At 71.2% G+C, this 11,934-nt stretch carries 5 protein-coding genes, 1 pseudogene and 1 CRISPR repeat array (1 of these 7 only partly in view); of the genes and pseudogenes, 1 reads left to right on the top strand and 5 read right to left on the bottom strand.

Translation table 11 applies throughout. From position 1 onward, the window contains the following. Positions 1-53 precede the first annotated feature (53 nt). Positions 54-842 (bottom strand): hypothetical protein, encoded by a 789-nt coding sequence (locus AB0A74_RS03065; RefSeq protein ID WP_358247273.1) that lies wholly within the window; start codon positions 840-842, stop codon positions 54-56. 922 nt (positions 843-1,764) lie between these two features. Then, a pseudogene (locus AB0A74_RS03060) lies at positions 1,765-2,421 on the bottom strand (caspase family protein); the annotation flags it as partial. Between the two features lie 226 nt (positions 2,422-2,647). Between AB0A74_RS03060 and AB0A74_RS03055 the strand changes: the two are divergent. Next, complete coding sequence (locus AB0A74_RS03055; protein ID WP_358247214.1) at positions 2,648-2,983, top strand: hypothetical protein; 336 nt, start codon at positions 2,648-2,650, stop codon at positions 2,981-2,983. A 194-nt stretch (positions 2,984-3,177) separates the two neighbouring features. Here AB0A74_RS03055 and AB0A74_RS03050 read toward each other — a convergent pair whose 3' ends face one another. The 3 genes from AB0A74_RS03050 to AB0A74_RS03040 are packed head-to-tail and all read right to left on the bottom strand — an operon-like array spanning position 3,178 to position 9,955. After that, positions 3,178-4,194 (bottom strand): trypsin-like peptidase domain-containing protein, encoded by a 1,017-nt coding sequence (locus tag AB0A74_RS03050; protein ID WP_358247213.1) that lies wholly within the window; start codon positions 4,192-4,194, stop codon positions 3,178-3,180. Then, positions 4,191-8,882 (bottom strand): CHAT domain-containing protein, encoded by a 4,692-nt coding sequence (locus AB0A74_RS03045; protein WP_358247212.1) that lies wholly within the window; start codon positions 8,880-8,882, stop codon positions 4,191-4,193. The genes AB0A74_RS03050 and AB0A74_RS03045 overlap by 4 nt, the downstream gene beginning before the upstream one ends. Then, positions 8,879-9,955 (bottom strand): effector-associated domain EAD1-containing protein, encoded by a 1,077-nt coding sequence (locus tag AB0A74_RS03040; RefSeq protein ID WP_358247211.1) that lies wholly within the window; start codon positions 9,953-9,955, stop codon positions 8,879-8,881. The genes AB0A74_RS03045 and AB0A74_RS03040 overlap by 4 nt, the downstream gene beginning before the upstream one ends. A 317-nt stretch (positions 9,956-10,272) precedes the next feature. Next, a CRISPR array of direct repeats spans positions 10,273-11,934; the repeat unit is 28 nt; unit sequence GGACCACCCCCGCTCGCGCGGGGAAGAC (it continues 579 nt past the right edge of the window).

Raw genomic sequence — 11,934 nt, 5'->3', positions numbered from 1 at the left:
GGCCCTGGGTGCGTGGCGACTCCTTTGTACGATCGCCGTCCGAATCGTGTAGCTCAGTGACTCTTGCCCGGCAGGACTTCCCGTGTCGTCGGTGGCAGGCGACGGCGCGGTCCGGCGTGGCTGCGCAGTGCCCGGTCGAGCGCTTCGTCCGAGGTGTCGAGGTAGAGCCAGAAGTGGTCGATCGTGCACAGCAGGAGGGCACCGTGTTGTCGCCGGAGGAACGCGACCAGCTTCCACGGCGCTGTGCTGATTCCGTCCCGGGACGGAATCAGCACGATCTCGGTGCCGGTGTCGTGTTCGCCCGTGTACTTGTTCTTGGCCTGGGACCGCCCTGTGGCGAGTTGGATGTGCCGGACATCGTCCCAGCAGACGCTCGCGCGTTCGCGGCCCAGTCGCATCTCCACCCCGGTGTCGTCGAGGGTCAGGGTGCAGCGTCGTCGCGATGCCAGCAGCACCCCGAAACCACAGGCGAACACCGCGAGCCACGCCATCAGCTCGGTCGGTCCATGCAGGTCGTGATCCAGGTCGACGCCGAACCACGCCTCCAGCCCCAGCAGCGCATATGACATGGCGACGACGGTGGCGAGGGGTGCGGCCAGCGTCTGCCACCCAGCCGCCCATCCCTCGAAGTGGGTGGCGTGAGCGGTCGTCCGGACGCCGCGGTCGGGCCGGTAGCGCGTCACCCAGCGATCTCCGGCGAATCGGGTGAAGGCCGTGGACAGTCGGGCCGTGGACGTCGACAGCGACAGCATGTCCACCAGCGCGAGGTCCCGGTGGACGCCGCCGCCGAGGCGGAGACTGAGGTGGCGGGGACCGGATGACTGCCGGAGGAACCGCGTCAAGCCGACTTTGTCGATGTCGTGCCACGACCTTGCCGTGCCTGCTGTAGCGCAGTCCCGCCCTGTCCAGCCGCAGCCGCACCGGGTAGTGGGCGCATACCAGCAACGCCAGGCCGGGGACGGCGCACACCAGCGCGGTCACAGCCGCGACCACTGCCGCCACGCCCGAGGCAGGAGCTGTCAAGGTGACCAGCGGAACGATGGCGATCGCGACCAGCGCGGCACCCAAGGCGCGCAGCGCACGCTGGTTCGTCGTGAATACCTCCACCTCTGCCGCCGCCTCGGACGCCCGCTGTTCCTCGACGTCCGGGCTGCCCACGTGGGCCGCTCCGGCGAAACGGCGCAGCGCGTCATCGATCTCGGTTGGCCGAACCCACAACTGGCGCGTCCGCACGAAGACTCTTTCCTTCTCAGTGCCACCGCGTCCCGGCCCAGGCGTCCACACCGTGGGGCGGGGCGGCGGGATGCCGGGCCGGACCGTGACCACGAGACCGAAGTCGCCGCGCCGCAGAGCGGTCAGCTGTACCCGCTCCACCTCGACCCAGCCGACGGCCCAACTGCGGCGCCGGCCGCGAAGGACCATGCCCTGAGCGCCGATGTCCAGGGTGTGCGTGTGGGGGAGCCACACCTGGACCGCCCAGCCGGAGAGCATGAGCAGACCGGCCGCCGCTATGGCGTAGGGGGATGCGCTCTTCCCGTCCTCGTCCATGCCGAGAGCCAGGACGACGGTCGCCGCCACGATCACGAACGCCATGAGCGCTTTCTTCAGTCTGGCGTAGGCGGAGTGGAACACCGCAGGAGCGGCGGGAACCGGCTCCGCCTGTGCGGGCAGCGGTAACCGCAGGGGCACGGGCCGCGGCCCGGGGAGGCTGCGGGCCAGGACGAGATCTCCCTCACCGCCGGTGAGCCAACGTTGCGGGTTCTGCGCCGTGCCCCGGCCGCGCACGTAGTCGGCCGCGTAGGCGAATGCCTCTTCGACGGTGACCAGGCCGTCACCATCCCGGTCGGCAGCCCCGGTGCGCAGCCCTTCGACCAAGCCCGTGGTGAACACCGACCCGCCGGACGGGTCGCCCTCGTAAGCGAACTCGTACCCCCGCGAGGCGGTCAGCACCGCGAGCCCGCTGCTCAATCCGCCCAGCTGCACCGACGTGGCATCGGTGACGGCCTTCGCCCGGTCGTGGGCACCGCTGAAGCAGCAGTCCAACACCAGCACCCGGCCATCCGCGCGACAGTCGGTCATCAGGTCACCCAGCCACGAGGCGGGCAGTGCCGTGGAGTGCACCCGGCTCTTCCGGGTGTCGGTCGCCGCGAACCCCAACCTGCCCCTCAGGTCCAGCACACCGTGGCACGACAGGTAGACCAGGACGAAGTCATCGGCGACCCGGTCAGCCAGGAAATCCTCCACCGCGACGCGCAACTCCTGAACCGACCGGTTCACCAGGCGGGTGACCTCGAACCCGCCGATCGCGGGATCGGCCAACGCCCCGCCCAACACGCCCACGTCCCACGACGCTGCTCCGAGCGGGCACAACGCGGCATCGTCGTAACACCCGGTCCCGATCAACAGCGCGAATCGACCCATCGCCGCCCCTCACCTCTCCGTCACGACATCGCCCGCCACCACGCTGACGCAACACATCACGCCTCCACGACACTCGACCAACCAGGAACACCCCCAGGCCGACACCCTCGACCGCCTCGGACGCCCGTACGCCGCGCTGGTGCGGCGACCACATGCGTTCACCGGCTCGGCGACCGCCGGGCGATAGCCTGGTCCCGGAACGACTCGGACGGAGGCTCCGGCACTGATGAGCGAGACCGATCCGCACATCCACGTCGAGCGGAAGGTGCTGGACGCCGGACCCACTGTCCGCAACCTGGTCTCGTCGATGCTGGGGCGCGTGACCGACGCACCGAGCGTCACCACCACCGGCTGCGGACTTCGGGTCCCCTACGCGATGACCTCTCCCCGTCCGGAAAGCGTCACCTGCCTCGCCTGCCGAGAACACGCCCACCGGGAGTACCTGCGCTTGGCCGACCGGTTCGAGCGCCTGGGCCCGACGCCTGACAGGACCATCACCGAAGACCAGGTGGCCGAGGCCGTGGGACGGCTCCGGGACTTGGCGAAGAGGTTCTCCGGCTGATGCGGTGACCACAGGGGTTGGCCCGGTCAGCTGGCAAAGAATCCACCAGCAGCCGACACACCCGGCGAACGTCGGTGGTCAGCGCCCCAGGCCGGCACGCGGATACCCGTACGAGCGGACCACGCGCGACCCCAAGAGCAGGACCGCACGCGACACGGGAAGTCGGGAGAGAGAGTCGGTTCCGGTCCGAGGCACTACGCGAGGTGATCCACGCCAAGGGCGTCGAGCCGCTCGACGATCCGGGCGATCGTGCGTCCCTGGTTCCGGTACGCGACGCCGTCCCCCTGCGGCGCATGGACCCACCTGTGGTGCAAAGCGACCACACGCCAGCGGTCGTCGAAGACAGGCGAACCGGACGAACCGGCTTCGGTGTCGGTCCAGTACTGCACCACCCGGTCGTCCACGTGCCGCACCAGGTTGTGGTGCAGGGCGATCTTTTTCGGAAGTCCCATCGGGTGCTGGATGATCGCCACCCGGTCGCCGACGTCCGGCACCGCGCCCTCGCGCAGCGGGAGCACGGGCGCGGTGTCGGGCAAGGGCTCCGCCGCCGTGATCACAGCGAAGTCGTCCTGCCGCTCGCCGATCGCCGTGGCGGGATCGCAACGCACGATGACCGGCTGGCGGAGAACGCCGCCGGTGTCGAATTCGTAGCCGAACTCGGCGTCGACCCGGGTTGCCCGGCTGCCGTTGGGCCACAGGACGTGGTGGTTGGTCAGCAACGTTCGCGCGCCGACCCGGAAAGCTGTGGCGTGGTAACGCTTCCCGCCGGCGGCCACCCGCAGCCGGCACACCGCTTGGGCGCGGTCGACGCCGTGTTGGAGGAAGGCGATGTCGAGCAGGGTTTCCTGTGCGTCGACGATCTGGCGCTCGTCACCCGAACCGTGCCAGGTGAAGTCGTCGCCGCGCGAAGGGACCCCGGTGACGGGCGTGTCGGCGAGCAATTCGCCTGTGCGTTGCTCGAGCACCGGTCGGCTCCGTGCAGCGGCGCGCAGCAGCTCGGCCAGCACGAGGTGCATGGCGGCCTCGTTCATCACCTCGAACCAGAGTGTGCGGGCGGCCTGGTTCCACCGGATCGAGCCCGGGGACAGCCCCGCTTCCCGTACCACGGACTCCACCTCCGACTCGCGGTAGATGGTGACGCTGAGCGCGTCGCGCAATTCGCGGAGCCGGACGTCTCTCCAGTCGAGGGGGTGGTCCAACAACGACGTCATGGCGTCCTTTCCCAGCCGGTGCCGAGGCAGATGAACGGGCGGCGCAACGGGTCGGCCGCGATGGCGTCGGCGAGTGCTTCCGCCATCGGCTTCCCGGTCGCGAGGCCGCGGTAGAGGTCTCGCATGGCGTCGGCCGCGGCGGAGTCGCCCAGCCGGTTCGTCGCGGCCACCACGGTGTGCGAACCGGTGACCAGCAGCGCGCCCGCGAAGCCCAGCGCTTCGTCACCGGGCCGGACGCGGTTGAGCGCCAGGTTGTCGGCAGCGAGCACAACAGTTACCGGAGGCCGCTGGAGACTGCGCACCTCGTGCGCGTACAGCGGCCCGTCGGCCAGTTCCAGTCGGGAGAACAACGGATTGTCGGGAGAGTGGTACCCATGGGCGGCGATGTGGACCAGCGAGGCCCCGTCCATCGCCGCGAGAGCCTGGGAGGTCGTGGGGTTGGACAGCACGTGTGAGTCCGGCAGCAGCGCGGCGAGTTCGTCCAACTCCCGGACGGCCGCCGGCAGACCGGGGCCGCGGACCAGGACGACGCGACCGGGCGTGAAGCGTGGGTCGGCGGTCTCGGCGCTCAGCCAGGCCGTTGCCGAAGGCGCCACGACGACCGGCCGTCCGCGCAGCGAGGGCAGAGCGGACCAGGGCATCACGTAGAGCGCCCCGGTAGGGACGATCACCAGGTCGCGGTCGCCGATGATGTCCCTGATCGGGGCCAACAGCAGGAGGTCCAAGCGCTCCGCCTGACGGCGTGCGGACGAGGCGATCACCGAGCCCAGCGGGGAGGGCAGGTGGTCGGGAGCCAGAGCGTTCAGGTCGGCGTGCAGCCGCTGAGCATCCTCCGTCGCGGTGGCGGCCGAGCCGAGCGGCACCACCGCCGCGCCGCCGTCGGTCACGACCAGCGCCACGAGGTCGTCGCCACTGGCGACGTAGCTCACCAGCGCGCGGTCGCCCAGCCTCTCCCGCACGTGTCGCATCTCGGCCACGGGGCGAGACCCCCGTAGCCCGGTCGCCGACCATCCGAGCCGAGCCAGGTCGCGCTCCAAGGTTTCGATCCGCCCCGCGACCTGCTCGACGGACCCGCCGTCGAGCAACAACCGCTGCCGTGAGCGGTTCAGGGCGCGCAGTTCACCGAACCTCTCCGCCGACTCGGCGTCCTCGGGCGGGAAGGGCAACAGGTACCGGTAGGTCTGGGCCCTCGTGCGCTCCAGCCACCGGAACAGCACCGCGGGATCGCGGTCGTCGAGCGCCAGGCCGACGGCGAGCTCGCCCAGTTCACTGCCGTGCGTCGTGATCGCGGACTGCATGTCGAGACTGCCGAGGTGGACGCGCGTTCGAGCCAGTTCCTCCAGTCCCCGATCAGCAGCCCGGAGTGCGCCGGCGCGGTCACCTTTGGCCCGGGCGATCTCGGCCCGGCACAACCAGTACGTCATCCGCGTGGTGATCGGCACTCGCGGGCTCGGCCGGCGCACCCGGCTCAGCAACGCCGAGGCGTCCTCCCAGGAGCCCTTCGCGAGGGCGAGCCGTACCGCCAGCAGCCGCGCGGTCATCGCTTCATCGGGCAGCCGGGCTTTGCCCAACTCGTCGGCCAGCTTGAGCGCGCGCTCGACCGTCGGGGCGCGCAGCGGTCGTCCCTCCAGCACCAGCATCGTCTCGGCGCGGGCTCTGGTCAGTCGAGCCACCAGGGACCGCCGTCGGTCGCGGAGGCGGACGAAGCGGCGCTCGGCGAAGCCGGCCAGAGCACGCGCCTCCTCGGCGGCGCCGTAGAGGAGGCTCGCGGCGGCGGCGGTCAGCTCGGCGACAGCGATGGTGCCGATCATCCGCCTCGTGCGGAGCTCGGGCAGCACCTCCTGGAGCAGGGAGTTCGCCTCATCCGGCAGGCCCGCGGCGACCAGCACCTGGGCTTGGCTGACACGCAGGTCCAAGAGCAGGCCCCCGTTCGGTACTCGGCGGTAGACCTTTTCCGCTCGTGCGTACCACCGGAGTGCGGCGGGCAGGTCCCCGGTCTCCTGCGCCAGATCACCAAGGGCCTCCTGGGCGACCGCCGCGACATGGGGGAGGCCTCGCCTGGCCGCTACCCGCGCACACTCCTCCCAGGCGGCGATGGCGCCCGCTGTGTCGTGCCGGTCCCGACGGGTGCGGGCGCGGTACATCAACTCCCGCAGCGATGCGGGTTCCTGCGGGCCGAGGTGCGGCTCAGCTCCCGGGCCGGTGCGGGAGCTGAGCGCGTCCGACTCCGACTGGTAGGCCTCGACGATCGTCTTGAACACGTCGGACGGCACGTCGCTCTCGAACCGGACCGACAGCTCGGTGCCCACGGTGTACCGGCTCTCCAGCTCGCTCAGCGACCGGTTGTCCGACGTGCCGAGTTCGGCGTCCAACCGCTCGGCCTCGGTCGTGGGCAACCCCAGCGAGACCAGCGCGGCCTGCAGCAGGCGAGGCGAATGCTCGCCCACTTCACCCGCGAGGTCCCGCAGCAGCCCCGGAACCTCCTGGATGTCCCGCAACGGGAGTTCCCCGGCGATCTCGACCGCCTCTTGGACGCTTTCGCGCACTGCCTTGTCGCCCAGCGGCATCCCGTAGTGCCGCTGTTGGAGCAAGCAGACCAGCAAGCGCAGCCGACTCAGCAGGTGCGGCGGGGTCCGAGGGAGGCCACGCACCTGCGCGAGGGTCTCGCCCAGCTCGCGCTTGCCGTCCCCGGCCCCGTCGACGTGACGCCGCAGGCGTGCGCTGTGCACCGTGAAGGCGACGAAGGCCGTTGTGGCCCCGGCACGTCCGGCGCGTTCGCGGCCTGCGCGGGCGACCTCCAACGCCTCCGCGTGCCGGTCGAGCAATTCCAGCGCGCGGACCCGCAGGTCGACCACGAGCAGCGAACCGTCACCGGTCTCGGCGACGTGCCGGTCCAGTTCAGCCAGCGCCTCCGCGGCCTCATCACCCGCGAGGAGTTCTCCGGCGCGCCGGGCGACGACACCGCGTCGCACCTCCGTATCCGCTTCACGAAGGTCCTCTTCGGACACCGTCAGCGTCGGCGATTTCGCGGCAAGGTAGACCTTCGCGGCAGCGGGAAGTTCGTCCACCGACGACACGAGGGTCGTGAGCGCGGCGTCGTCCCACCGGTCGTCCAGAAGCACCCGGTCCTGGCCGAGCATAAGTCGGTGGTAGAGCTCTTCGGCCCGGGCGGTGGCCCCGTCACGTCCCCGGTAGAACTCGATCGCATTGCGGTGGATCTGCCGCACCGCCGCGGGTTCGTCCTCGGCGAGCCGACGGAGCATTACGCGGCGAACGTCCGCGCGGTGCACCACCACACGGTGGTCGGCGGACCGCTCGACGAGCATCGCCTCCCGGGCGAGCCCGTCGAACAGGTCCCGGGCGCGGTCGGGAGCGCCCACGTCGACCCCGCACGGCTCGGCCAGCACATGCCGGATCAGCTCTGGCGTTATCCGGCGCAGAGTGAGTCCGGGATGCGCGATGCGCCGCACGTCCGGGTCCCGGATGTGGCCGAGCAGTCGCCGATACAGTTCACCCTCGATCGCGCCGCGGTGCAGCGCGATGTCGCGCAACGCGTCGTCCTGCGTACCTTCGCGCACGACGCCTGCCGCCAGCCGCAGGGCCAACGGACTGGTGCCCACCACCTCGACGATGCGCCGCACGTCCGGCTCCCGGCCTGGGAGCAGGTCGCGCAGCAGCGCGAAGGCATCGTCGCGGTCGAGCCCGGTGAGGCGGACCTCCCGGCCGGACAGCTCGGGCGCGGGCGACCGGCCGGCCACCACAAGCGAGCTGACATGGCGGCGCAGTGCCTCGTGGAAGGCCGCGAAGCGTCGCCGCACGTGCGGATCGCGGCGCTGGACCTCCTCGAAGGTGTCGAACACGACGACCAGCCGGCGCGTCCCGACCAGCGCGCCCAGTTCGGTCAGCATGTCGCCGACACCGAGCGGCGCGAGCGAGGGCTCCGCGGTCCGCAAGACGTCATGGCACCGCTCGGCCAGCCGCGCCGCGTCGTTGCCCGGTCCCAGCTGCGGGGCGAGCTGGCGCGCCATCGCGGCGACCAGGCTGGCGGGGTGGTTGGGATCCAGCGCGCTGTGGTCGAAGTTCAGGTAGCAGACGACGTGGCCGTTCGCGGCGGCGTCGAGCAGGTGCCGAGCGACGGCCGCCGACTTGCCGATCCCGCCGATCCCGTGCACCACCACCGGCCCCGCCCGGTGGACCAGGTGCTCTTCCAGCACCCGCAGCAGGTCGGCGCGGCCGACGAAGTGATCGCCGACCAGCGCGCGCAACGGGTCGAGCAGCTCCGCGACGCCCAGGTGCCGGGCCAAGTCGTCCGGGCGCGGCACGGCATCGCCGCACCACCGCGCCAGCCATGCCACTGCTCGCAGCCGCGGTAGGGACAGGGTGTCCAGTTCGACCGGTTCGTCGATGCCGATGTACTGGTCGATCGCCCACTGACGGTCGTCGGTTGGGCGGCGCGGTATGCGTGACCAGGCGGCACGCAGCTCAGCCCGCGTGGCTCGCCGGACCACCGCCCGCCGGACGGCGTCGTTCAGCTTCCAGTGGAAACCGCCGTCCCGAGTGCGCACCCGGGTGGAGTCGGCGAAGAGCATGCTGCCGTCGAGCACACCCAGCCAGTCCAGCTCGTAGTGCGACACCAGCGCCGCACGCAACCGCGCCTCCTCCGTGCCCAGCAGGGCCTCCACGGTCACCAGGCACCTCCCTGGCCGAAGTGGGCGTGCGCGGTCTCCGCCACCTTGCGTCCCAGCAGGTGCAGGTCGGCCGGGTCGGCGTCGGCCAGCACCTCGGCGACCAGCTTGGCCACCTCGTCATCGGACAGCTCACGGCCGACGTGCTCGGCGACGCCGCTGAAGAAGTCCTCGACGTGCGACAGCGTGACCTCCGCCAAGTCCTCGTGGCGCAGGTGCTCCAGCACGGACGGTGCGAAGTCGCCGGGGTGACCGGTGACGATCAGCCGGGTGTTCGGCAGCTGCCCGCGTTCGACCTCCGTCGCCAGCCGACCGACCACTGCGTGCACACCGGGGCGCACGTGCGGCCGGTCGAGCCCGTCGACGAACAACCAGCGCAACCTGCTGGGCAGTGCGACGAACCGCCCCACGAACACCTCCACCAGCTCACGCACCGTCCTGGACTGCTCGGTGTCGAGGTCAACGTCGAAGTGCGCGGGCAGCCCGAGCCTGCGGGCCAACGTCGCGACGAAGTCGATCGGCGTGACCTCGTCGTAGAACTCGTCCTCCAGATCGACGATCCGGAGCTCGCAGCGCAGGTCAGGATCCTCCGCCAGGTGCTGGATCAGGTGTCGGCTGTAGGACTTCCCGGTCCCCGACCGGCCGGTGATGGCGAGCACCGGGTAGTCGTGGCGGATCAGGTCGACGAGGTGCAGGCGTAACGCCCGGCGGTCGAGGAAGGCTCGGCGGTAACCGGGCCCCATCAACAACGACAGGTGGCGCTCTGGGGGTGCGTACCAGCTCGGTGGTGCCGTCTGCGCGTCGAGCACGGCGGAGAGGCGTGACGAGGCCGCCGGTTTGCGGTGGCAGATTTCGCGCACGAGCAAGGCGAGCACTCCTGCACGGGCGCATTCACGGGTCACCGCAGGCCATAGCTGATCCGCCGACTGCTCCCAGTGGATCCGGTACGGCGGGATGCCCACGACCGCGCAGAGCTCCCGGATGTCGTGGCCGAACGGATAGGCGTCGGACAGAGCGTCGTGCAGCAACCGCGCCGTGCCATCACTCCAGTCGGGGTGATCAGTCCAAGACGCCATAGCGGGAGCATCGTCGCACCTCGCCGGCGGTCATTCGGAAACAGCTCTCGGCACGTCACCTGATCGGGCTATGGCGAGCCTTCGGGCGCGGCTTGTGGACCCGAATTCTGCGGATTCCTGCGGGCTCCCGACGGAATCCGGGCCGACATCACCAGACACAGACCAACCGACGACCCGGCCGTGTTCCTACTTGCTCTTGTCTGTGGATCGGAGAAACGTGGCATCGGTTCAACCGTTGGCGCTCGAAGGAAGCCTCCCCGCCCGGGCCGCCCGCGAGCGTGCATGCACGGGTCCGGGGCGGGCGGCTCAGCGGCGCGGGACTACCCCCGCTCGCGCGGGGAAGACGTCGTGCGCGAGGCCGCCCGCTACCTGGAGATGGGACCACCCCCGCTCGCGCGGGGAAGACCTGCTCGGCCTGAGTGCAGCAGCTGATGCCGCCGGACCACCCCCGGCTCGCGCGGGGAAGACGCGGGTGCCAGGTGATCGGGTTATGCGGTCGGCGGACCACCCCCGCTCGCGCGGGGAAGACCCACGCAGCACCCGCAACGCGGTCGGCGCACCCGGACCACCCCCGCTCGCGCTGGGAAGACGTCGTCGGGCCGTTCGTCGTGGCGTTCCTGGCGGGACCACCCCCGCTCGCGCGGGGAAGACGCCAGCTCGGCGAGCCAGTCGGAGCGGGACACCGGACCACCCCCGCTCGCGCGGGGAAGACGCACCCTCGACGCCGATGGTGGAGCCGGTGTTGGGACCACCCCCGCTCGCGCGGGGAAGACCGCAAGGCGGTCAGGTCCGCCGTGGTCGCCGAGGGACCACCCCCGCTCGCGCGGGGAAGACTTTAACGACGCCAGCAACATGAGCCACGACGTGGGACCCCCGCTCGCGCGGGGAAGACTGCTGCACCGCGTTCTTCTCAATCCGCCACTCGGGACCACCCCCGCTCGCGCGGGGAAGACGATGTCGAACACCGCGCGGGAGCCCTGCGTCCCGGACCACCCCCGCTCGCGCGGGGAAGACGTGCTTCACCGCCAAGAACGCCTCCGGAGCCGGCGGACCACCCCCGCTCGCGCGGGGAAGACACGATCTCCTCCTTGCGCAGGCCCGCGCGCAGCGGACCACCCCCGCTCGCGCGGGGAAGACGCAGCCGTGATGAACCCGTTGTTGCCGGACGACGGACCACCCCCGCTCGCGCGAGGAAGACGTTGGTGTGCGCGTTGCCGGGCGACGTGCGCTCGGGACCACCCCCGCTCGCGCGGGGAAGACTTGGAGTCGTGGCGCGAGGACGACGCCCTCCGGGGACCACCCCCGCTCGCGCGGGGAAGACCAGCCACCGGAAGTGAGGACCCGATGCCGAAGCGGACCACCCCCGCTCGCGCGGGGAAGACGCGATCTGCTGCTGGCGGCGCTCGGTCAGGGCCGGACCACCCCCGCTCGCGCGGGGAAGACGGGCCGGTAAGGGTGCGGCCCACCCCCACGGCCGGACCACCCCCGCTCGCGCGGGGAAGACTACACCATTTGGACGTATCGTCCTTACGTTCGGGGACCACCCCCGCTCGCGCGGGGAAGACGTGAAGACACTCGCGACCATGCTGGAAACCGGGGGACCACCCCCGCTCGCGCGGGGAAGACGGCCCTGTATTCGAGTGATCTTCCTGAGGTAGCGGACCACCCCCGCTCGCGCGGGGAAGACCGCCAGCAGGACGTCAACGAACACCGTGGCGACGGACCACCCCCGCTCGCGCGGGGAAGACATGAGCGGCGAGCGGTCGGCGGTGGATGCCGCCGGACCACCCCCGCTCGCGCGGGGAAGACCAAGAGCGCCGGATGGACGAGGCCGTGACCCGGGGACCACCCCCGCTCGCGCGGGGAAGACCGTCCCGTGTCTCGGCTTTGCCGTCCGGCACCGCAGGGTCTGCGGCGGCGGACCACCCCCGCTCGCGCGGGGAAGACGCCAGCAGTGGCGGCAGCTTCCCGGCCAGTCG

The sequence above is a fragment of the Saccharothrix sp. NPDC042600 genome (genome assembly GCF_040647305.1).
GTDB lineage: Bacteria > Actinomycetota > Actinomycetes > Mycobacteriales > Pseudonocardiaceae > Actinosynnema > Actinosynnema mutabilis.
Note: the sequence above shows the minus strand (reverse complement) of the source record. Positions and strands in the feature narration are given on the sequence as shown.